Raw genomic sequence first — 21,078 nt, forward strand, 5'->3', positions numbered from 1 at the left:
TTGCAGGTCACGATTCAGATGCCGCGTTGCGCTGACGTTCGGCCAAGAAGGTGATTTATGACGAAAAGTTTCGTCAAGCAACGAGTCTCGTTCGATTCGGATGGGTCTGCCATTGCGGGTGTGCTGTACCTGCCAGACGGGGATACCGCGAAATGGCCGTGTGTGGTGATGGCACACGGATTTTCTGGAACCATGGATTGGATTGTGCCTGAATTCGCCGACAGGTTCGCTGAAGGCGGATTGGCGGTCTTGATCTTTGACTACCGATGCTTGGGCGAGAGTGAAGGAGAACCACGACAGTGGATCGACGTCGGTCGCCAACGGGACGACCTGCGACACGCCCTCGAGTTCGTGCGCTCACACAGGGACATCGATGCAAACCGAATTGCATTGTGGGGAACATCGCTTGGTGGGGGTCATGTGGTTCAAGTGGCTGCGGAGGACTCGCGAATTGCGGCTGTCGTCGCGAATGTGCCGGGTTTGGACCTGTTCACCGGACTCCGCGGGCGCCATATTCGCCCGGATGCGCGATCGAGCCCGTGGCAGATCGTGCTAGCCACAGGAAGCTTGCTGGCGGCAGCCATCCTCGATGCGGTCCGCGGCGCTGTCGGACGGGCACCCCACTACATCGCCGTCTATGGACGCGCCGGACGAGCGGTTTTCAGCAATCCGGCCTTGGCCCCACTCTTCCGAGACGTCGAACTGAACGCGCCGTCGTGGCGCAACGAGGTGACGCCGCGGTTCTTCTTCCATGCACCCCGCTACCGGGACGGCACAATCGAGCGCATCACCGCGCCCCTGATGGTCACGGTGGCCCGCGATGACGAAGTGATTTCGACTGCCTTCGTCGTGGAGAAGGCTTCGAGGGCCCGGCGCCATGAGATCCGTGAATATCCGGTGACGCATTTCGACATGTACCACGGCTCTGTACGGGACCAGGTGGCCGCCGACCAGCTGGCGTTCCTCCAATACCACTTGGGAAGCCAGCTTGTGTGACAACCAGACTGCGCGAGGAGACTCTGTCGACAGCGGGACCAACGTCGCCTTATGCGTGACCGAAGACCCTCGTATCCGCACCGGCTTGCGGCGTATCAACGAGGACATGACGCACGAAGTTGATTCGCCATCTGTCGACGTCGACGTGACGACGCACGGCCTGCTTCCAGGCGCAGCCGATTACGCGCGGAGCAAGATCGGAGGGCTGGGCAAGTTCGCGCATCAACCCGTGTTGCACGCCCACGTGAAGCTGACACGGCACCGCGATCCTGCGATCTTCCGCCCGGTTGTCGCGCAGGCGAATCTCGACGTGCAGGGTCGGCTCGTCCGCGCGCAGGCCGAGGGGGTCACCGCGCGTGAAGCGATCGATCGACTGGCGGCGAGGCTGCGTCACCAACTCGGGCACGCCGCCGAACACTGGAAAGCGACTCGGGGCGCGATTCGGCCGACGGCCGCCTATCCATGGCAGCACGGCTCACGGCCGACTCGTCGGCCGAGCCACTTTCCCCGCCCGGCGGACGAACGTCGCGTCATCCGACGCAAGTCATTCGCCATGGCGCCTTGCACGGTAGACGAGGCGGCCCTTGAAATGGACCTGCTGGACTACGACTTTCATCTGTTCAACGAGAAGGGTTCCGGGATCGCCGGTGTCCTCTACCGCGCTGGCCCGACCGGGTATCGCCTGGCGCAGGTGGCGCCAGCCTCACCAGACGGACTGACCCCTTACGAGCTGCCTCTGACGATCAGTCCGCATCCGGCTCCGTGCATCACCGTCGAGCAGGCCGCCGAGCGTCTCGGACTCCTCGGACTGCCATTTCTGTTCTTCATCGAGGCTCGCCAAGGCCGTGCGGCCGTGCTCTACGTCCGCTGCGACGGGCATTACGGGTTGATCACTCCGGCCGGTTAGCGCCTGGGTGGGGATCCGATTCCTGCTTCGAGGGCCAAATGGCCGATTCTCCGGGACCAACGCCTCCTGCCGGGGGCACGCGATGTTCGTAGCGTCATCTATGTTCGCCGATCGCTAGGGAGGACGAATGTCCACGCGGATCGTGCATCACGGTGTGGTCGTAGGCGCTGACGGGTCTGGGTCCTCCCAGGGGGCGGTCCGCTGGGCCGCGCGTGAGGCAGTGATGCGCCATACCTGCCTGACGATCGTTCATATCGCCGACTCCATCTCGGTCCCGGCATCGACGTTGGCGTGGCCAGGCGGCCGCGTCCCTGACGAAGTGCTCGAGATTCAGGAGAGCGACGCCCGAAACGTCATCGCAGAAGCAATCTGCGCCGCGCAGGGTGCCGCTCCCGGCGAACGTCCCGACATTGACAGCGAGCTGCTTTTCGGAAAGCCTGTGCCGTCTCTCGTCGATCTCTCGAAGGACGCCCAGATGGTGGTGGTCGGCCGCCGCGGACGCACCGGACGACATCAGCGCCTGCTCGGGTCGGTCAGTTCTGGGTTGATCCACCACGCCCACTGTCCCGTCGCGGTCATCAACGACGAGGGTTCGTCGTTGTCACCGTCCTCGGCCCGACTACCGGTTCTGGTGGGCGTCGACGGTTCGCAGGCTTCGGAGTCGGCCTTGGCGATTGCGTTCGACGAAGCTTCCTGGAGGGCAGTGGATCTGGTCGCACTGCGCGTCCTGTGGAATGCCGACGTTTCCCCATTGAGGATGGAACGGTCGGATCTCCGACGTGTGGCTGAGAAGACCCTCGCCGAAACCCTTGCCGCATGGAAATGCCGGTACCCGGAGGTCAACGTGCGCGTAGTGGTCGAATTCGAGGACCCGGCGCGCCGTCTGCTCGAGCAGTCTGAAACAGCGCAACTTGCCGTGGTCGGCAACCGCGGGCGTGGTGCGATCGCCGAGATGTTGCTCGGTTCGGTCAGCTCCGCCTTGGCGAAGGATGCACCGACCCCGGTCCTGGTCGCCCGTCAGCGCTGAGGCGAAGATATGTCCGGCACACCGTTGTGGTGCGGACACCCACACAACCCGACTGCTGCCACGATGTCAGTGTTCCTCAGGTGCGTTGTGGCACACCATCACCGGTACCGGACAGTGGTGCAGCAGGTTGAGGCTGGTGGAGCCAAGGAGTGCACCCGCCAGGGCATTGCGACCTCGGTTGCCGACCACGACGAGTTGTGAATCCTGCACGTGGTGCATCAGGGCCTTGCCGGCACTCTCGGTCTCGACGTTGAGGGTCACCACGACGTTCGGATACAGCTCGGTCCATGGGTCGAGCACGTTCAAGAGGCTCTGCCACCGTAGGGCTTCCAGAGCATCCCAGTCGACACCGTACGGGGTGATAGCGTCCACCGGGGGGCGGAACGTGGACCATGCGTGGACGGCGTTGAGCCCCAACCCGAATCGGTCTGCGAACTCGAAGGCGGCCCTGAATGCGTTCGCCCCGGTGTGCTCACAGTCGACGCCGAGCACGATGGGCTGGTCGGTTGGCACCGCATTGCTCCCGCGCCACGCGATCACAGGACAGGCTGAATGTGCCGAGACGGCCAGCGTTGTCGATCCGATCATGAGTGCCGCCGCTGGAGTCACATCCTCGGACCCGAGAACCACCAACCGCGCGTGATGGCTCCGCTCCGTCAGGAGAACGTCCGTGGGTTCGTCGGAAAGAATCGTGGTGATGTTGAGCGAATTGAATTCGCCGCGAATCTCCTCCTCGACGGATTTGAGCATTGTTTCAGCGGACTCGCGCTGGGCGGTGACCGCCGCTGCCAACAGCGCTGCCGCGGCGTCGGTCAGTGGACGGCCCGTGGCGTGGCGCCCGTTGACGATCTCGAGAGGCGCGCCGAACTTCTCGGCCACCGCGGCTGCCCAGCGCGCTGCCCCTCTCGATGCAGTCGTGCCGTCCACACCGACGACGACGGACTCTGTGTCGGTGGGCATCTCGGACGTCACCGGGACCGGACGACGATCACCGGAGCGTGGGAGGCCTGGGCCACCTTCGCGCCGACGGAGCCCAGCATCATGCCGCTGAAGCCACCGCGCCCGTGGCTACCGATCACGACGAGCTGAGCCTTCTGCGATTCGTCTACCAGCCAACGCGCAGGTTGATCGCAAACGATTCGGCGCTGGATACGGACGTCTGGATACTGCTCCTGCCAACCGGCGAGGCGTTCGCCCAGTATCTCGTGTCCTTCATCTTCGTACCGGCGCCAGTCCATTCCGAGGATGGGAAGCACACCCACGTCACTCCATGCGTGCAGCGCCACAAGATCCACGCCTCGCCGTGATGCCTCGTCGAATGCCAGTGCCGTGGCATCTTCCGAACTGGGCGATCCGTCGATGCCGAGCAAGACAGGCGAGTTGCCGTCGGACCCCTTGCCGTCGTCGGCATGGATGATCGCGACCGGACCATGCCCGTGGTGAACCAGACCGCTGCTGACTGAACCCAGGAAGGCGCGGCCGAGAGCGCCCATACCCCGGCTGCCGACGACGGTCATGTATGCGTCGCGCGACCCGATGACAAGTGCCGAAGGGGCGTCCGTATGTCTCGTCTCGGTGAGGACAGGTGGTGGCTGCGACTCGCGCGCGCTCGCCTGAACAATCTTCTGCGCCTTCTCAATCACCTCACGGGCGCTTGCCTCTTGAGATTCGACGAAACTCGTCTCCAGATAAGCCACCGGCCAGCTGACGCGCACGGGCGGGATGGCATGCATCAGGGTGAGAGGTTGGTCGTGCAAGACGGCTTCTTCGGTGGCCCAGCGTATGGCGGCCTCGGACTCCGGCGATCCGTCAACGCCTACCAAGATCCCGTATTTCGCTTTGCCCTGCGACATTTGAAGTCCCGTCTATTTCTTGGAGGAGCGACTGGTGATGTATGTGGTCACGATCGCCATCACGGCGATGATGACGGCGATCAGGACCAGTGCGGTCGGCCAGTCCATGTGATCCCTCCTCAATGTTCGGACGTGTAGTGCTTGACGCTACGTCCGGCGTGCTCGCGTCAGCAGGGTCGTTGGTCCCCTCGCCGAGTGCCGGAGTGCCTCCGCGACACGGCCCGCGTTCAGCTCTGCTGGAACGTGCGGGCTTCGACGTAACGCACCACGTCTGACAGGGTGCGAAGTGACGCATAGTCACTCTCCGCGACGTCTACATTCAGTCGTTTGTGCACGCCGACAAGGAAGTTCAGCCAGTCCATCGAGTCGAGATCGACCTGGTCGCGCAGCAGCGCATCGTCCGTGATGTCGTCGGCCTCGACCTCGGGGGCGATCGTCGTCAACACCGACAGGATCTCCCCGCGAACATCATTGTCGATAGTCATGGGTGCTCACCTCTCCAATAAGTCCGGCTGTTGCAGTAATTCGTTGATCGCGGCGAGGAACAGCGCCCCGCGGTGCCCATCACTGGCTCGGTGATCAGCCGCCAAGGTGACGTGCACGGTCGTGGCGATGCGGATGCCGCCGTCGATCGCCACCACCCGTTGCGCCGGCTTGCCGAATCCCACCAGCGCGACCTGCGGCGGGTAGATCACCCCGAATACCGCCGCGACTCCCTGGTCGCCGAGGTTGGTCACGGTGATGGTCGGATCGGACATCTCCGAACTGCGCAACGAGAACGTCCTGGCGCGGGCCACCAGATCTGTGAGGTCGGCCATCAGCTCGTCGACCTTACGGTCGGCGACGTCGTGGATCGCCGGGGCCACCAGACCACCGCCCCGCAGCGAAATCGCCACACCGACATGAACATTCGGCGCGGATTCGAAAGTCTCATCTCGCCAGAATCCGCTGAATTCGCCGAACCGTTGCGCTGCCAGCGCGACTGCCTTGAGCTGCAGCACGGCAGGCAGCACCCGCTCGGTGATGGGGCGCTGCGCGTTTCGGTCAGCCAGCCAGTCCAACGCCGGGTCCATCAGGATTTCGTCGGCAAGGTAATAATGCGGAATCTCCCGTTTAGACCGGCTCATCGCCGCCGCGATGGACCTGCGCATCTCGGTGCCGCGTTTGGCTGCAAGCTCTTTCGGCGACAGCGATGCCGTCGGTGTCACGACGGGCTTCGGCGCTTCGGGTCTGGCTGACTCGATGTGGGCTGCGGCGTGTTCGACGTCGTTGATGGTGACGGCCCCTTGCGGGCCGGTGCCGGTTACGTGATCGACGTCGACGCCTAGCGATGCCGCGAGGCGATGGGCCGCGGGCGAGACCCAGCGGCGACGATGCTCGAAGGGTGGCGCCGGCGAGGGCACGGGAGCCACCGGGGCGACCGGCTCGAGGATGGGTTCGACGGGCGCTGTCGGCGTGACTGGTTCGGCAACCGTTGTCACAGCAGGGGGCGGTGTCTGTTCCACGGAATCGCCAGGGGCCACCAACCGCGCCAACGGTGTTCCGACCTGGACGGTTTGGCCGATGGGCACCAGCAGCTCTGCGACGGTGCCCTCCTGCCAGCACTCCACCTCGACCGCGGCTTTGGTGGTCTCGACCACTGCGACCACCTGGCCACGGGTGATGGAGTCGCCCGGTTTGACGAGCCACTCGTTGAGAGTCCCCTCGTCCATGTCCGAGCCGAGGGCCGGCATCGTGAACTCGATCATGAGGACTGGCCGAACAGAGATTTCACTGCCGAGACGATCTTGTCCTTCTGCGGCAACGCTGCCTCTTCGAGATGCTTGGGGTAGGGAATGGGCACTTCCTCGGTACATACGCGAGTGATCGGCGCGTCGAGGTCGTAGAACGCGTTCTCCACGATGCGTGCGCTGATCTCACCGGCCAGGCTCCCGGTGCGCCACGCTTCGTCGACCACGACGACTTTGTGAGTCCCGCGTACCGAGGTGAGGATGGTGTCGTCGTCGAGCGGGCGCAGCACCCGCAAATCGATCACTTCACAGTCGATTCCGGCGAGGGACAGTTCGTCGGCGGCGTCGAGCGCCTTCGGCAGGCAGCCGCCGTACGCGATCACCGTGACGTCTTTACCGGCCCGCCGAACCACGGCCCGGTCGATGTCGGTCGGCGTAAGGGCGTCGATGTCTATCGAGGTGTTGTACAACTGCACGTGCTCGAAGATGATCACGGGGTCGGGGTCGGCCAGCGCGGTGGGCAGCATTCCGTACGCGTCGGCCACCGTCGCCGGGGCTACCACCTTGATTCCGGGGATGTGGGCGTACCAGCCCTCCAGGCTGTGGGAGTGCTGCGCGGCCAGCTGGCGTCCCGCTCCTGTCGCCATCCGGACCACCAGCGGTACCGAGAACTGGCCGCCGGACATATGCCGCAGCGCCGCAGCGGTATTCACGATCTGATCCAGGGCCAGCAGACTGAAGTTGACCGTCATCACCTCGACGATCGGGCGCAATCCGCCCAGTGCGGCACCGATTCCGATACCCACGAAGCCGAGCTCCGACAGCGGGGTGTCTCGCACCCGCTCCGGCCCGAACTCCTCCAACAGGCCCTTGGACACCGCGTAGGTGCCTCCGTAGGCGCCGACATCCTCGCCCATCAGCACCACCCGCGGATCGGCGAGCATCGCGTCACGAATCGAATCGTGCACAGCGGTGCGGTATGCCGTTTTGCTCATCGGAGCGCCTCCGCCGTCGCAGGTGTCATCACGTCACGGCTGAGATCCTTCACGGGCTCCCAGGTTCCGGCCTCGGCGTAGGCCACCGCCTCGCCCACTTCCTCTTCGGCGGAGCGGCGGATCGCGGCGATGTCATCGTCGGTGAGCGCACCGTCGGCCAGGCACCGCTCGGTGAAGGTGCGGATCGGGTCACGCTCCTTCCAGTGTTCGACTTCGGCCTTGCCCCGGTACAACTCGGGGTCGAACATCGAATGCGGGCGGAACCGATAGGTGCGGAACTCCAGGAAGAACGGACCGCCACCGTTGCGGACGTGGTACACGGCCTCCTGGGCGGCGGTATGGCAAGCCAGCACGTCCATGCCGTCGACCGCCAGCGCCGGTATCCGGTAGGACGACGCCTTCGCGGTCATGTCCGTCTGCGACTGCTCCACCGCGATGGCCGTCCCCATCGCATAGAAGTTGTTCTCGCAGCAGAACAGCACCGGCAACTGCCAGAGTTCGGCGAGGTTCAGCGACTCGTGAAAGGCGCCTTCGGCGACCGCACCTTCGCCGAAGTAGCAGGCGGTAACCCGTGGCTTGCCCAGCTGCTTATCGGCCAGCGCGAGACCTACCGCCAGCGGGAGGCCGCTGCCGACAATCGCGTTGCCGCCGTAGAAGCGGGTACGCGCGTCGAACAGGTGCATCGAGCCGCCGCGACCGCGGGAGCATCCCTCCTGCTTGCCGAACATCTCGGCCATGATTCTGGTCATCGGGACCCCCCGGAGCAGGGCGTGCGCATGATCGCGGTAGGTGGCCACCACCGCATCCTCGGCTTCCAGCATCCGCAGCGACCCGGCGGCCACTGCCTCCTCACCGACGTAAAGGTGGAGGAATCCGCGGATCTTGGCCGCGCTGTAGAGCTCAGCGCACTTCTCTTCCATCAGGCGCACCCGCACCATGTCCGACAGCAGCGCTGTCGCCGTGTCATGGTCGATCACGATGACACCTCCTGACGTTGTACGACCGGTGCTTCGACGGTCGATGTGTCACCTTCGGGCAGCCCGAGTTCGCGGGCTTTGAGTAGGCGCCGCATGATCTTGCCGCTACGGGTATGCGGCAATGCGTCGACGAACTCAATCTCCTTGGGCGCCACCGCTGCTCCCAGCCGCTTGCGCGCGTGGCCCAACACTTCGAGCCGTAGCGTCTCGTCTGCGGTGAACCCGTCCTTGAGGGTGACGAACGCCTTCACCAGCTCGCCGACTGTCGGGTCGGGCTTCCCGATCACAGCGGCCTCGGCCACCGCGGGGTGATCGGTCAGCGCGTTCTCCACCTCGAACGGCCCGATCAGGTGTCCGGCGGACTTGATCACGTCGTCGGCGCGGCCCACGAACCAGAAGTAGCCGTCGGCGTCGCGCTTGACCAGATCCCCGCTCAGGTAAAGGTCACCGACAAAGCACTTGCGGTAGCGCTCTTCCTGATTGAGGTAGGCACGGAACATCGAAGGCCATCCCGGTTTGAGCGCTAACTCGCCCTCGACGTCGGGCTCCTCGATCACCGAGACAGTGCCGTCGTCGTCGTGACTGACCACGTATGCGTCGACGCCTGGCAATGGCCGCCCCATCGAGCCCGGTTTGATGTCGAAGGCCGGGGTGTTGGCGATCATGATGCCGCCCGTCTCGGTCTGCCACCAGTTGTCGTGAATCGGTAAGCCCAGTACGCGTTTTCCCCACCAGACCGCCTCGGCGTTGAGCGGCTCGCCGACGCTGGCGATGAACCGCAGGTGCGGAAAGCGGTACCGTTGCGCCACTTCCGGCCCAGCCTTGATCAGCATCCTGATCGCGGTGGGGGCGGTGTACCACACCGTGACGCCTTCGTCCTGCAGGATCCGGTACCAGCGTTCGGCGTCGAACTCGGCTTCGTCGATGATCGAGGTGATCCCGTGCAGAAGTGGGGCGATGATGCCGTAGGACGTGCCGGTGACCCAGCCGGGATCGGCGGTACACCAGTAGATGTCGTTGGGATGAATATCCAACGCGTAGAGGCCGGTGAGGTAATGCATGGTGACTGCGCCGTGCACGTGCCGTGCGCCCTTGGGCGTGCCGGTGGTGCCGCTGGTGAAGTGCAGCAGCGACGGGTCATCAGCGGTGGTCGCCTCGATCGGAGCGTCTTCGGAGGCCTCGGCCATCAGCTGCGCCAGGTTCAGCGTGCCGGGCTCGTCGCCATCGACAAGTAACACGTGGCGTACCGATGTCAGCTCGTCGCGCACCTTGGCGATCTTGCGCTTGTACAGCGCCTTCGTCGTCACCAGTACGGTCGCCTCGCCGATGGCGACGCGGGTGGCGATGGGTTCGGGACCGAACGCCGAAAACAGCGGCGACACCACACTGCCGTTGCGCAGCGCACCCAGCATCGCGACATACAGCTCGGGGATACGTCCCATGATCAGAAAGACCCGGTCGCCCTTGCCCACGCCAAGCCCGCGCAGCACATTGGTGAAGCGGCGGGTGCGGCGGCCCAGTTCGGCGTAGCTCAGGTCATTGGTGACCAACTCGCCATCCGACCCGGTGTCGGTGATGAACCGCAGCGCGGTGCGATCCGCGTCGGGACCGTCGGCGTGCCGGTCCACCGCCGCATACGCGATGTTGCAGCCGCCGGAGGGCATACCGGCGCACGGGTCCGGGACCATCGACCAATCGAACGTCGCGCGCGTCTGCGCGTAGTCGGCGAAGTTCGGGGCGACTTTCCAGTCCTCGGCAGCCTTGCGAATGATCGTCACGGCAGGTCCGATGAGCCCGGTGCCGGAAGGACACCGTCGCGGACGGCCGGTCCGATGTTGGCCATCACGCGTTCCAGCAGGAGGTTGTAGGAGTAGCCGTCGGTGAGGAACGCAGAGGCCTCGTAATGCCGAAGATAGGCTTCGATCCGTCGGTCGATCGGCCAGTCGGAATAGATCTGACTGGCGAACTCGGATCGCAGGAACCGACGAGCGACGGCGTCGAGATTCTCGGAAGTCCGCTCGGCGGGCTCGGTCGGCGTCATGTGCATCCTCCGGTCATGTTGCGCGTCCTCATCTTTTTCGAGCCGCCTTGGCGGCACTAGAGACGAAAGTCACCAACGCCGCGTCGGTTTCGCCTGCCGACGGACCGTTCCGCACGCGCGAGCGGCAGTTCATATGTCATAAGTCCTCGCGCTATTGGTCCGATCGGCCCTTTCAGCCAGGTGAGGTGGGAGACGAATATCGAGACATGCTTACCGAAACGCCGGCCATCAGGGGCGTAGTGCGCCGCTTCAACAAGCACGTGCTGAATCCAGCGATGATGTACCTGGCAGGCCGCAGGCATTGGTATGCCGCGGTCATGCGGCACACCGGGCGTCGGTCGGGGCGGCACTACGCGACACCGGTGGTGGCCGACCGGGTGGCGAATGGATTCATCGTGCCTCTGCCATACGGAACAGATGTCGACTGGTTGCGCAATGTGCAGGCCTCCGGGGCGGCCGCCGTCTCAGTAGGCGGCCACACCTATGACGTCGTCGAACCCGAAATCATCGACTCGGCAACGGCATGTCCTCAACTGTCGCCGGGCCGTCAACGAGTCTTCCAGGCCTTCGGCGTCAAGAAATTCGTCAAACTGAAAACCGACAGGAGCTGACATCGTGGTCGAATGTCCTCAGGGTCACCCCAACCCGGCCGGGTGGCAGTTGTGCGGAGAATGCGGTAGCCCGATCGAGGTGACGCCGGATCCTTCCCGTGACGTCTGGTATCGGGCCAAATGGGCGATCGCAGGAGCCAGTGTTCTTGCAGTCATTGCGATCTCGGCTGCGATCATCGCTTTCATGGCCACGGGTGGCGATCGGCAAGCCGGTCCTCCAGCTGAGGCATCAGCCGATAAGGCGACCATTCTGGAATGGTGGTCGCAGGCACGTGCACCCTTCGCCGATCTACAGCGGTCGCTTACCGATGCGCGACGTGCGCTGGCTACTGTCGACCGCACGGCGATGGATGAGGCATGTCGGCAGATGCATGACACTGCGGCGGTCGACCTTCGGGCACATCTGCCGGCGCCAACCCCAGACCTGGCCAGCGAACTGGAGGCCGCGACCGAGGACGCCCATGCGGCCGCCCACATGTGCCTGTCGGTGTTGGCCAGATCTACGAACAGTTATGACGGCGAGTTCCCCGTCGACGTCGAGCAGGCAGAGGAGCACCTCCTAGCAGCGCAGGAGCTGGTGCGCCAGGCGCTGGTCGGAGCACCGTAGCCGCCGCGATCGTCAGTGCCGCACAATCAGCACCGAAGCGGCCCTCCGGTGAAGCAGAGGATGCCCCCGGGGACCGAGAATCTGCGTCACCTCATCCGCGCGTGAACCGCCGATCACGGCGAGTTGAACCCATTCGTCATGCTTCTTGATGAACCGCGCGACATCGGCCCCGTCGGATACGGGGTAGACGTGGACGTCGGGATAGCGTCCCTTCCACTGCTTGACAATGTCGTCCAAGCCGTCCAGACCGTCCCGACCACCGAGCATCAGAACCGGCGTCTGACGCAGCCGCGCTTCGTTCATCGCACTCTCGATCACCGACTCGTTGTCGATCTCGTCGGTCACCGCGACGACTATCCAGCGAATGTCGACCTCGTCGCGCGGTATCTCGTCCTGAGGACGGATGATCGCGACCGGGCAGTGCGCCTTCTCGGCGAGTTCTGCGGCGATTGACCCTAGTATCGCCCGCGCCGACCGGCCGATGCCGACCGAGCCGACACAGACCATGTCAGCAGACTGTGACTCCTCGATCAGGTTGAAAGTCGTTAACCCTGAGAGGATTGCGGTCTCTATCTTGACGGGCCGACCCGTGGCCTCGACGGCATCCTGCGCCGCACGAATCGAGGCTTCGGCATGGTGCTTGTCCGCGTAGTAATCGTCCGCAGACGGGTGCTTAGCCTTCATCACGCACACGAGGCGCAATGGCACACTTCGGTCGATCGCTTCGTCAACCGCCCACAGCGCGGCGTTGATCGCTGTGCCCGAGCCGTCGATCGCGGCGACAACCGGCTTGGGGGAGTCGCTTTCAGTCATCGTGCACTCCTATTTGCAGTCGATATGTCGACGCTATTGAGTTCGGTCACCCGACCGGTGGGGCACTAGGTCCCTCAGTGTTGGACATTGGTCCTCAACACGGCTCTCGGGCCGGCCGTCGCCAGAACAGGTCTGTAGCGTCACTGGCCATGGTCACTGATGTCACAACCCATTTCGGCGGTCCGCCGGAGACGGCGTTGTCGCACGCCTATACGGAGATACCGAAGGCGTCGCCGGACGATCTGGTCGGCACGACCCTGGAACGAATGCGGGGCAGGCGCTTCGACAGTGCTGCCGCCGTGGCGGTTCTTGACGGGGATCGTCTCGTGGGTGTCGCGACCATTGAGCAGATGTTTGCGGCGGACAGCGACGCGGTCATGCGCGATGTCATGGACCGGCAGCCACCCGTGGTGACGCCGGACACCGACCAGGAGCGCGCCGCCTGGCGGGTGGTGCAGGATAACGAGCCCGGTCTCGCGGTTGTCGACGAGCAGGGACGGTTCTACGGGCTGATCGCCCCGCAGCAGCTGCTCGCTGTCCTACTACATGAACACGACGAAGACATGGCGCGACTGGGCGGGTTTCTGCACACGGTCGAGTCGACCAGAAGGACGACACTCGAAACTGTCACCAGGCGGCTGTGGCACCGTCTGCCATGGCTGGTGGTCGGGTTGATCGGTGCAATGTTGTCGGCGGGCATGATGGCGGCCTTCGAAGACCAACTCAACGCCGTGCTGGCGGTTGCGTATTTCGTGCCCGGGATCGTCTATCTGGCTGATGCCGTTGGTACGCAAACGGAAACGGTCGCGATCCGCGGTCTGTCGGTCGGTGTCGGCATTCGCCGAATCCTGGCCTCGGAAAGTCTGACGGGGCTGATCGTCGGCATATTGCTCGGCCTGCTCATGTTGCCGGTGGTGGCACTCATGACGAACGACTGGAGGCTCGCGGCGGCGGTCGCGATCGCGGTGCTGGCGGCGAGCACGATCGCCACGGTGGTGGCCTTGATACTGCCTTGGTTGCTCCAGGCGCTGGACAAAGATCCCGCGTTCGGTTCGGGTCCGCTGGCGACCGTGATCCAGGATCTGTTGTCGATCGCGATCTATCTCGGTGCGGTCACCGTTTTGCTCGGTTGACCATATCTGGAGTCGGCATTGGCATCGCGTCAGAGGCCAACGCCTCCCCGCCGCGGGACTTCGGTCCCTACCGTCATGATCCGCGATGTAGTCGGATCAGAGTCGGCTCATGAAGCGAGGAGGCTGTGCCATGGATTCGATCGTCACTCTGACGATGAACCCGGCGCTCGACATCACCGTGGCCGCCGAGGCCGTGCGTCCCACCAGCAAGATCCGCTGCTCACGCGCGCGCTACGACGCCGGCGGTGGGGGGATCAACGTGGCAAAGACCGCACACGTCCTGGGCGCGCCGGTATCGGCCGTTTTCCCTGCGGGAGGTGCCAGCGGCGACCTCGTCAGCCAGCTCGTCGCCGATGCGGGTGTGCCATTTCGACGGATCGACATCGCCGAGCCCACGCGGGAGAGCCTCACCGTCGATGAGACCGCCACTGGTCTGCAGTACCGGTTCGTGCTTCCGGGCCCTCGGCTGACCACGGCCGAACAGGCTGCGTGCGTGAATCAGCTTCGTGTTGAGGCGGCGTCGGCACAATTCGTTGTCGCCAGCGGGAGTTTGCCGCCGGGTGTGCCCACGGACTTCTACCAGCGAATCGCGGACGTGTGCGGTGAGGTCGGGGTCAGATTCGTATTGGACACCTCGGGCGCTGGTCTACAACACGTCAATCGTGGTGTGTCTGTGCTCAAGGCAAGCGAGCGCGAACTCCGTGAATGCGTGGGACGTGACTTGACGACGGAAGCCGAACAGCTGGACGCCGCGCACGAACTTGTCGATTCCGGCCGCGCCGAGGCCGTTGTGGTGTCGCTAGGAGCTCAGGGCGCATTGCTCGCTACCCGGACCGAAAGCTGCCGATTCACCGCCATTCCGATGCGCGCGGTAAGCGGCGTTGGCGCGGGGGACGCGATGGTCGCCGGCATCACCGTGGGTCTGACTCGCGGATGGCCGTTGAGCACGGCGGTTCGTTTCGGCATGGCCGCCGGCGCCGCGATGCTGATGACCCCCGGTACCGCCCCGTGCACGCGCGCCGACACCGAGCGGCTCTTCGAAATCGCTGAAGAGCCGGTAGACGTCGCTGTCGTTTGCGGATGAATCTGTCGATCCTTGAGAACGACTGCGGGCTACGGTTGCCGCGCGACGATCACCGGCATGCGCGCTGACTGAACCACCGCGGCGCTGACCGAGCCGAGGAGCATGCCGGCAAAGCCGCCACGGCCGTGGCTTCCGACGACAACCAGCTGGGCCTGTTCCGAGTGCTCGACGAGGGTACGAGCGGGGTGATCGCAGACCACAACCCGTCGGACAGTCACGTCCGGGTAGCTCTCCTGCCATCCAGCCAGTCGCTCAGCGAGCGCTGCATCCTCCGACGACTTCATCTCCAGCCAGTTCATGCCGAGAAAATCGCCCACGCCGAATTCGGTCCATGCGTGCAGGGCGATGAGGTCAACGCCTCTGCGTGACGCCTCATCGAACGCGATCGCGGTGGCCAGCTCGGACGCGGGGGAGCCGTCGATCCCGACCAGGACCGGTGCTTGCGCCGGATGTGGCATCAACGGATCTTCGTCGTGAATGACCGCCACCGGGCAGTGTGCGTGCTGTACGACGCCCGCGCTGACCGAACCAAGCAGATTGCCGATTGCACCGTGGCCGCGACTACCCACTACGACCATGCCCGCTCCCTTCGACATGTCGACCAGCGTGGGAACAGCGGACGAGTAGTAGATCTCGGTGCGTACTTCCAGCGGGCCGGCGTCCCGCTGTACCGACGCGACGACACCCATTGCCTCGTCAACGGCTTCGTGGGCCCTGCGCTGTTGCCATGTGCCGATGCCGGCCGGCAGGGGAGCGTGGGACAAGGAGCCGAGAACACTGCTGACGACATGGACCAGGGTGAGGGTCGCGCCGCGTTGCACGGCGTCGCGTGCCGCCCAATCGACGGCAACCTTCGCCGCGGGTGACCCGTCGACGCCAACCACGATTTCCGGAGGTGCAATCGAAGACATACGGCACGTTAAGGCAGCAGTACCGGTCCAGGCGTGAGTCTTTAGTCCCCACCCGTTCGGCCAAAGGGCCCCGCCCCACGCCAGGAGCCCAGGCCCAAAGCACCGCGGGGACTGTGCCTTTGCCCCTCTGCCAGCAAACTCGCCGGGTGGTCTGATCAGAAGGTCGCAGCCAACGAGGAGGCCACCCGTGAACCCAGAGAGGGTGAAAACCTATCAGCTCACCGACCGTCTGCACGCGGGTCGGACTGCCCGCGTAACCGCTGATGACATCGTGCCCACAGTATCGGCGTGGTTGGCCGAGTTGGACACCAGCAGCCCGTTGGTCGACGACCTTGCCACTACGCTGCGCACAGGCGATTGGACTGCTGCCCACGCCATCGCTGAAATCCTGTCTGTCGACGTGACCGGCACCGCGTAGCCATCGCCGAATTCCTCAATCTGATGCCGCGCTGGCGCCGGCTTCGACGACGTGCTCGCAGTCGCGAATTAGCCTGCGTTCTCACAGAACTGCCCGAAGGCGGAGGCCAGGTCCTGAGTCCCCCACTCAGCCACGGCTTCCGTCCTTCGGGCAGATCGCCGGTTTGCCCGGCACCACCAACTATCGCACCGTCGGCGTATCCGATCGGAGGGCCTAAGGGCCCCTGTCGACGGTCGAAGGTCATATCATGCGGTACCGGTGGTCAGGACCTCACGCGGGTGCCGGCGTCCCCGGCGACTATTTCGGCGATGTCGGTCAGCGACCCGATGACCGCCTCATTGCCGGTGGATTGCGCGAAGCCGCACGCAGCGTGAACCTTGGGGCCCATCGATCCCGGCGGGAGGTCGAGAACGGCGAGCTCTTCGGGGGTTACTCGCCCGAGGCGCCCCTGTCGCGGTGTCCCCCAGTCGGTGTAGACACCGTCCACGTCGGTGGCGATCACGAGCAGGTTGGCGTCGAGTTGTTCGGCCAGCAGGGCCGAGGCGAGGTCCTTGTCGATGACCGCCTCGACGCCGTGCAGTAAGCCGGCTTCGTCGTACATCGTCGGAATTCCACCCCCGCCGGCACAGATGACGATGGTGCCCTGCTCCACCAGGCTGCGGATCGCCCGAATCTCGAAGATTCTCTTTGGTTTTGGGCTCGCGACGACTCTCCGGAAGTTGTCGCCATCGGCTGCGATGGCCCAGCCGCTGGCGGCTTCGAGGCGCTTTGCTGTCTCCTGGTCATAGATCGGGCCGATTGGTTTGGTGGGATGGGCGAACGCCGGATCGTTGCGGTCGACCTCGATCATCGTCAACAGCGTGGCGAGCGACTGGTCGGCCGGCAGTAGGTTGCCCAGTTCCTGTTCGATGACGTAGCCGATCATCGCCTCGGTCTGCGCCCCGAGCACATCGAGGGGATACGGCGCGACCTCGTGATAGGCCGCCGCCTGCAGCGCCAGCAACCCCACCTGCGGGCCGTTGCCATGCGCGACGACGATCTCGTTCCCCGGCACCACTTTGGCGATCGACTCCGCCGCGACACGGATGTTGGCACGCTGATTCTCCGCGGTCATCGGCTGTCCCCGTCGCAGCAGCGCGTTGCCACCCAGGGCGATCACGATTCGCACTGCGGCTCCCTTTTCGCTCAGGCCAGCGCGGACACGAGGACCGCCTTGATCGTGTGCATCCGGTTTTCGGCCTGCTCGAAGGCGATGTTCGCCGCAGACTCGAAGACGTCCTCGGTCACCTCGATGCCGTCGGCCAGATGCGGATACTGCGAAGCGATTTGCGCACCTACCGTGGTCTCCGAGTTATGGAAGGCGGGCAGGCAGTGCATGAACTTCACCCGCGGATTGGCCGCCGCAGTCATCAACTTCGCGTTGACCTGGAAGGGCAGCAGTAGCTCTATCCGATCTCCCCACGTCTCCACCGGCTCGCCCATGGACACCCACACATCTGTGTAGATGAAGTCCACACCGCTCACCGCCTTGAACGGATCGTCGGTGACCATGATCCGAGCGCCGGATGCGGCGCCGAACTCCCGACACTGCGTTACCAGGTCATCGTTCGGCCACAGGTCCTGTGGCGCACCGATGCGCACGTCCATACCGAGCTTGGCTGCCACCAGCAGCAACGAATTGGCGACGTTGTTGCGACCGTCTCCGACGAACGCGAAAGCGATGTCGGTCAACGGTTTTGGGCAGTGCTCGGTCATCGTGAGGACGTCGGCGAGCATCTGGGTGGGATGGAACTCATCGGTGAGCCCGTTGAACACCGGCACCCCCGCGTACTCCGCCAGCTCCTCGACGATCTTCTGTCCCGCGCCCCGGTACTCGATCGCGTCGTACATCCGTCCCAGTACGCGGGCAGTGTCCTTCATCGACTCCTTGTGCCCGATCTGCGACGATGCGGGGTCGATGTACGTCACGTGGGCGCCCTCGTCGTATGCCGCCACCTCGAACGCGCACCGAGTCCGCGTCGAACTCTTCTCGAAGATCAAGGCGATGTTCTTACCTGCCAGGCTGGTCCGACGGGCACCGGAGTACTTGGCTCGCTTGAGATCTCGGGACAGGTCCAGCAGATAGAGTAGATCGCGTTCGGTGTGATGGACGAGGCTGAGCAGACTGCGGTTGCGGGTGTTGAAAGCCATGGTGGGTTCCTCCGGGTGCGGTCACGTATACAGGGGGTCGCGCAGGATCGGGCAGGTCATGCATCGACCACCGCCGCGGCCGCGGCCCAACTCGCTGGCGTCGATGGTGACGACCTCCACGCCCGCCTTGCGCAGCGCTGTGTTGGTCAGCGTGTTGCGGTCGTAGCCGATGACGACACCGGGCTCGAGTGCCACCACGTTGTTGCCGTCGTCCCACTGCTCACGCTGGATGCCGTAGACGTCGCCGGCAGTCGTGACGACTCGGAAGTCCACTCCGACCGCTTCGCCGATGGTGGCGATCAGGTCTTTCGGTTCGCGACGGACATCCAGGCCCGATGGCGACTTCTCGTCGGGCCGTAGGCTGATCGGTACGATGCCGTCGACGACCGGCGCGTAGGCCGTCACCAGGTCACGGTCGCAGAACGTGAAGACCGTGTCCAGGTGCATCGCCGAGCGGGTCTTCGGCAGGCTGGCGATGATCACTCGTTCCGCCGCCCCGGCCGCGAAGAGGTTGCGCGCCACCTGGGTGATCGCCTGATGCGATGATCGCTCGCCCATGCCGATCACCACGAGTCCCTTGCCGATCGGCATCACGTCGCCGCCCTCGAGGCTTGCCATGCCGTGGTCGGTGGGTAATCCGTCGGGATCGCCCAGCCACACGTCATACTCCTCGCCCGCGAACGCCGGATGGAACTTGTAGACCGCGGTGGTCAGCAGCGTCTCCTGACGTCGCGCCGGCCAGTACATCGGGTTCAGTGTCACGCCGCCGAATATCCACGCCGAGTTGTCACGCATGAACTGTGTGTTGGGCAGTGGCCGGATGACGAAGCCCGCGGGGTCCAACTCGTTGAACAACGAGAGGAACCCGCAGTCCAACTCGTCGACAACGTCTTGATAGGCGACTCCGCCAATCAGCAACTCCGCCAGCCGATCCGGGGCCAGTGCCGTGAGCCAGTCCCGGATGTCGTGAGTGAGTCCCGGGCCCACCAGGTCGTCGGTGAGCTTTCGATCCAACACCCAGTCGCGGGCATCGGGTTTCGCCACCACCTCGGCGAGCAAGTCCTGCAATTCCAGGACCTCGACGCCGCGGTCGACCATCTTGGCGACGAAGTCGAAGTGGTCGCGGCGGGCCTGCTGCAGCCAAATGACGTCGTCGAACAGCAACTCGTGGCAGTTGTCGGGGGTAAGCCGCTGATGAGCAAGGCCGGGTGCACACACCATCACTCGCCGTAGCCGGCCCGCTTCCGACCACACGCCCAGCCGGGACCCGTTGGTGCTCACAGGACCGCGAGGTTGCCGGTGGCCATCATCACGACGGCCGCAACCGACGTCAGCGCCACCACGCCGACGACAATTCGTTCAGGCTTCGTGAAGACCTGCAGGCGGTCCTCCCTGCGGGCCCAGACGAACAGCGCGGTGCCGACGAGGTAGAACAATGCCGCGATCAGCAGGTACTCGAGGCCGCCTGCGTAGACCAACCAGACGGCGTACACCAACCCGATCAGCCCGACGACAAGGTCGCGGGTCCGCCCCTGTCCCGATTCGTACGTCTCACCGCGCACGGCCAACAAGAGCTGATACGCGGCAGACCACAGGTAGGGGAGCAGGATCAGCGATGTCGCGAGCAGGATCAGGTTGAGATAGGTGCTCTCGTTCGCCAGCGTCCACAGCAGCATTGCCTGGACGCACAGATTGGTCAGCCACAACGCGTTGGCGGGAGCACCGTGCGCGTTCTCTTTGGCCAGGGCTTTGGGCATCACGTTTTCGATGGCGGGCAGGCGCAGGATTTCGACGCACAGCATCACCCACGCGATCAGCGCGCCGAGGAGCGAGACGATCAGTCCGATGGAGATGAAGGCCGCCCCCCAGCCGCCGACCTGTTGTTCGAGCAGACCCGCCATCGACGGGTCGGGCACACCGGCGAGCTCCGCCTGGGTCATCAGGCCGTACGAGAGCAGGTTGACCAGAAGCAGCAGCGCGAGCACGCCGGCGAATCCGAGCACTGTGGCGCGGCCGACGTCGCGGCGCTTGGCGGCCCGCTGCGAGTAGACGGCGGCACCTTCGATGCCGATGAACACCCAGACGGTCACCAGCATCATGTTCTTGACCTGAGACATCGTGTCGCCCAGCGGCACACCGTCGATGTCCGTGGTGCGACCCCAGAAGTCCGCAGTGAAAAGTCCAGCCTTGAACCCGACAGCCGCGATCGCGATGAAAGTCAGAATCGGGATCACCTTGGCGATGGTCACCACGACGTTGACAAACGCTGCGGTCTGGATGCCGCGCAGCGTCATGGCGTGCACGATCCAGAGCAGGATCGACGCGCCGATGATCGCGGGCAGCGTTGCGCCACCTTCGAACGCCGGGAAGAAGTAGCCCAGCGTCGAGAACAGCAGCACGAGGTAAGCGACGTTGCCCACCCACGCCGAGACCCAGTATCCGAACGCCGACGTGAAGCCGATGTAGTTGCCGAAACCCGCACGGGCGTAGCCGTAGACGCCGCCGTCGACCTCCGGCTTGCGGGCGGCCAAAGTCTGGAAGACGAATGCGAGCATCAGCATCCCGACGCCCGTGATCACCCACCCGATGAGTAGCGGACCAGGTGCGGCGCTGCCCGCCATCTGCGATGGCAGCGCAAAGATGCCGCTCCCGATCATGGATCCGACCACAATGGCCGTCAGCGCAGCCATGCTCAGACCGGGTTTGACGCCACCCGGATCGGCCTCGGGGGCCTTGTGCATGAGGTCTTCTGACATTTTTCGCTCCAAGCGCCGGGTACCGGGGG

22 protein-coding genes are annotated in these 21,078 nt (G+C 64.6%); 8 read left to right on the plus strand and 14 right to left on the minus strand.

Annotation, left to right across the window (positions count from 1 at the left end; genetic code table 11):
- The first annotated feature begins 57 nt into the window (after positions 1-57).
- The 3 genes from BST47_RS17760 (at position 58) to BST47_RS17770 (ending at position 2,930) form a co-directional block, all read left to right on the plus strand.
- Positions 58-996 (plus strand): alpha/beta hydrolase, encoded by a 939-nt coding sequence (locus BST47_RS17760; RefSeq protein ID WP_083126867.1) that lies wholly within the window; start codon positions 58-60, stop codon positions 994-996.
- Positions 997-1,102: 106 nt separating this feature from the next.
- Complete coding sequence (locus BST47_RS17765; RefSeq protein ID WP_083127086.1) at positions 1,103-1,903, plus strand: ribosome hibernation promotion factor; 801 nt, start codon at positions 1,103-1,105, stop codon at positions 1,901-1,903.
- 127 nt (positions 1,904-2,030) lie between these two features.
- Positions 2,031-2,930 (plus strand): universal stress protein, encoded by a 900-nt coding sequence (locus BST47_RS17770; protein WP_083126868.1) that lies wholly within the window; start codon positions 2,031-2,033, stop codon positions 2,928-2,930.
- 66 nt (positions 2,931-2,996) lie between these two features.
- Here BST47_RS17770 and BST47_RS17775 read toward each other — a convergent pair whose 3' ends face one another.
- The 8 genes from BST47_RS17775 to BST47_RS17810 form a co-directional block, all read right to left on the minus strand.
- Complete coding sequence (locus BST47_RS17775; RefSeq protein WP_083127087.1) at positions 2,997-3,890, minus strand: universal stress protein; 894 nt, start codon at positions 3,888-3,890, stop codon at positions 2,997-2,999.
- 8 nt (positions 3,891-3,898) lie between these two features.
- Entirely contained in the window at positions 3,899-4,783 is an 885-nt protein-coding gene (locus BST47_RS17780) for a universal stress protein (RefSeq protein WP_083126870.1), read from the minus strand.
- 227 nt (positions 4,784-5,010) lie between these two features.
- The gene (locus BST47_RS17785) at positions 5,011-5,268 is read right to left on the minus strand and encodes an acyl carrier protein (protein WP_083126872.1); all 258 of its coding nucleotides are present in this window, start codon (positions 5,266-5,268) and stop codon (positions 5,011-5,013) included.
- A gap of 6 nt (positions 5,269-5,274) precedes the next feature.
- Entirely contained in the window at positions 5,275-6,531 is a 1,257-nt protein-coding gene (locus BST47_RS17790) for a dihydrolipoamide acetyltransferase family protein (protein WP_083126874.1), read from the minus strand.
- Complete coding sequence (locus BST47_RS17795) at positions 6,528-7,508, minus strand: alpha-ketoacid dehydrogenase subunit beta (RefSeq protein WP_083126876.1); 981 nt, start codon at positions 7,506-7,508, stop codon at positions 6,528-6,530. The genes BST47_RS17790 and BST47_RS17795 overlap by 4 nt, the downstream gene beginning before the upstream one ends.
- Positions 7,505-8,485 carry a pyruvate dehydrogenase (acetyl-transferring) E1 component subunit alpha gene (gene pdhA, locus BST47_RS17800; RefSeq protein WP_083126877.1) on the minus strand — a complete coding sequence of 327 codons (981 nt, stop codon included), beginning with the start codon at positions 8,483-8,485 and terminating at the stop codon, positions 7,505-7,507. The genes BST47_RS17795 and pdhA overlap by 4 nt, the downstream gene beginning before the upstream one ends.
- Positions 8,482-10,263, minus strand: coding sequence for an acetate--CoA ligase (gene acsA / locus BST47_RS17805; RefSeq protein WP_083126879.1), 1,782 nt, complete (start codon positions 10,261-10,263; stop codon positions 8,482-8,484). Before acsA ends, pdhA begins: the two co-directional genes overlap by 4 nt.
- Positions 10,260-10,526: a hypothetical protein gene (locus BST47_RS17810; protein WP_083127088.1), complete on the minus strand. Its 267-nt coding sequence runs from the start codon at positions 10,524-10,526 to the stop codon at positions 10,260-10,262. The genes acsA and BST47_RS17810 overlap by 4 nt, the downstream gene beginning before the upstream one ends.
- Positions 10,527-10,732: 206 nt before the next feature.
- Between BST47_RS17810 and BST47_RS17815 the strand changes: the two genes are divergently transcribed.
- Together BST47_RS17815 and BST47_RS17820 are read left to right on the plus strand one after the other, a co-directional pair.
- Positions 10,733-11,137 carry a nitroreductase/quinone reductase family protein gene (locus tag BST47_RS17815; protein WP_083127089.1) on the plus strand — a complete coding sequence of 135 codons (405 nt, stop codon included), beginning with the start codon at positions 10,733-10,735 and terminating at the stop codon, positions 11,135-11,137.
- A gap of 4 nt (positions 11,138-11,141) precedes the next feature.
- Positions 11,142-11,744, plus strand: coding sequence for a zinc ribbon domain-containing protein (locus BST47_RS17820; protein ID WP_133056224.1), 603 nt, complete (start codon positions 11,142-11,144; stop codon positions 11,742-11,744).
- A gap of 12 nt (positions 11,745-11,756) precedes the next feature.
- Here the strand turns inward: BST47_RS17820 and BST47_RS17825 are convergent, their stop codons facing one another.
- Positions 11,757-12,557, minus strand: a complete 801-nt coding sequence (locus tag BST47_RS17825; protein ID WP_083126882.1) for a universal stress protein — start codon at positions 12,555-12,557, stop codon at positions 11,757-11,759.
- A 149-nt stretch (positions 12,558-12,706) separates the two neighbouring features.
- Between BST47_RS17825 and BST47_RS17830 the strand changes: the two genes are divergently transcribed.
- Together BST47_RS17830 and BST47_RS17835 are read left to right on the plus strand one after the other, a co-directional pair.
- Entirely contained in the window at positions 12,707-13,690 is a 984-nt protein-coding gene (locus BST47_RS17830; protein WP_083126884.1) for a magnesium transporter, read from the plus strand.
- A gap of 130 nt (positions 13,691-13,820) precedes the next feature.
- On the plus strand, positions 13,821-14,774 hold the full coding sequence (locus BST47_RS17835; RefSeq protein WP_107529011.1) for a 1-phosphofructokinase family hexose kinase: 954 nt from the start codon (positions 13,821-13,823) through the stop codon (positions 14,772-14,774).
- A 29-nt stretch (positions 14,775-14,803) separates the two neighbouring features.
- Here BST47_RS17835 and BST47_RS17840 read toward each other — a convergent pair whose 3' ends face one another.
- The gene (locus BST47_RS17840) at positions 14,804-15,685 is read right to left on the minus strand and encodes a universal stress protein (RefSeq protein ID WP_083126888.1); all 882 of its coding nucleotides are present in this window, start codon (positions 15,683-15,685) and stop codon (positions 14,804-14,806) included.
- Positions 15,686-15,872: 187 nt separating this feature from the next.
- Here BST47_RS17840 and BST47_RS17845 point away from each other — a divergent pair, with 187 nt between their 5' ends.
- Positions 15,873-16,103, plus strand: a complete 231-nt coding sequence (locus tag BST47_RS17845; protein WP_234809758.1) for an Rv2628 protein family — start codon at positions 15,873-15,875, stop codon at positions 16,101-16,103.
- A 262-nt stretch (positions 16,104-16,365) separates the two neighbouring features.
- Here BST47_RS17845 and arcC read toward each other — a convergent pair whose 3' ends face one another.
- The 4 genes from arcC to arcD are packed head-to-tail and all read right to left on the minus strand — an operon-like array spanning position 16,366 to position 21,049.
- Positions 16,366-17,271: a carbamate kinase gene (gene arcC / locus BST47_RS17850; protein WP_083126892.1), complete on the minus strand. Its 906-nt coding sequence runs from the start codon at positions 17,269-17,271 to the stop codon at positions 16,366-16,368.
- A gap of 17 nt (positions 17,272-17,288) precedes the next feature.
- Complete coding sequence (locus BST47_RS17855; protein WP_083126894.1) at positions 17,289-18,293, minus strand: ornithine carbamoyltransferase; 1,005 nt, start codon at positions 18,291-18,293, stop codon at positions 17,289-17,291.
- A gap of 21 nt (positions 18,294-18,314) precedes the next feature.
- On the minus strand, positions 18,315-19,574 hold the full coding sequence (gene arcA / locus BST47_RS17860) for an arginine deiminase (protein WP_083126896.1): 1,260 nt from the start codon (positions 19,572-19,574) through the stop codon (positions 18,315-18,317).
- Positions 19,571-21,049, minus strand: a complete 1,479-nt coding sequence (gene arcD, locus BST47_RS17865; RefSeq protein ID WP_083126898.1) for an arginine-ornithine antiporter — start codon at positions 21,047-21,049, stop codon at positions 19,571-19,573. The genes arcA and arcD overlap by 4 nt, the downstream gene beginning before the upstream one ends.
- Positions 21,050-21,078 lie beyond the last annotated feature (29 nt).

It is taken from the genome of Mycolicibacterium tusciae (assembly GCF_002086795.1).
Taxonomy (GTDB): domain Bacteria; phylum Actinomycetota; class Actinomycetes; order Mycobacteriales; family Mycobacteriaceae; genus Mycobacterium; species Mycobacterium tusciae.

Coding starts and splice junctions, on each gene's coding strand:
- arcD (WP_083126898.1), bottom strand. CDS start 21,049: ATGTCAGAAGACCTCATGCACAAGGCCCCCGAGGCCGATCCGGGTGGC.
- BST47_RS17770 (WP_083126868.1), top strand. CDS start 2,031: ATGTCCACGCGGATCGTGCATCACGGTGTGGTCGTAGGCGCTGACGGG.
- BST47_RS17810 (WP_083127088.1), bottom strand. CDS start 10,526: ATGACGCCGACCGAGCCCGCCGAGCGGACTTCCGAGAATCTCGACGCC.
- BST47_RS17775 (WP_083127087.1), bottom strand. CDS start 3,890: ATGCCCACCGACACAGAGTCCGTCGTCGTCGGTGTGGACGGCACGACT.
- BST47_RS17790 (WP_083126874.1), bottom strand. CDS start 6,531: ATGATCGAGTTCACGATGCCGGCCCTCGGCTCGGACATGGACGAGGGG.
- BST47_RS17840 (WP_083126888.1), bottom strand. CDS start 15,685: ATGTCTTCGATTGCACCTCCGGAAATCGTGGTTGGCGTCGACGGGTCA.
- BST47_RS17795 (WP_083126876.1), bottom strand. CDS start 7,508: ATGAGCAAAACGGCATACCGCACCGCTGTGCACGATTCGATTCGTGAC.
- BST47_RS17760 (WP_083126867.1), top strand. CDS start 58: ATGACGAAAAGTTTCGTCAAGCAACGAGTCTCGTTCGATTCGGATGGG.
- BST47_RS17855 (WP_083126894.1), bottom strand. CDS start 18,293: ATGGCTTTCAACACCCGCAACCGCAGTCTGCTCAGCCTCGTCCATCAC.
- BST47_RS17835 (WP_107529011.1), top strand. CDS start 13,821: ATGGATTCGATCGTCACTCTGACGATGAACCCGGCGCTCGACATCACC.
- BST47_RS17815 (WP_083127089.1), top strand. CDS start 10,733: ATGCTTACCGAAACGCCGGCCATCAGGGGCGTAGTGCGCCGCTTCAAC.
- BST47_RS17780 (WP_083126870.1), bottom strand. CDS start 4,783: ATGTCGCAGGGCAAAGCGAAATACGGGATCTTGGTAGGCGTTGACGGA.
- BST47_RS17765 (WP_083127086.1), top strand. CDS start 1,103: ATGACGCACGAAGTTGATTCGCCATCTGTCGACGTCGACGTGACGACG.
- BST47_RS17825 (WP_083126882.1), bottom strand. CDS start 12,557: ATGACTGAAAGCGACTCCCCCAAGCCGGTTGTCGCCGCGATCGACGGC.
- BST47_RS17785 (WP_083126872.1), bottom strand. CDS start 5,268: ATGACTATCGACAATGATGTTCGCGGGGAGATCCTGTCGGTGTTGACG.
- BST47_RS17830 (WP_083126884.1), top strand. CDS start 12,707: ATGGTCACTGATGTCACAACCCATTTCGGCGGTCCGCCGGAGACGGCG.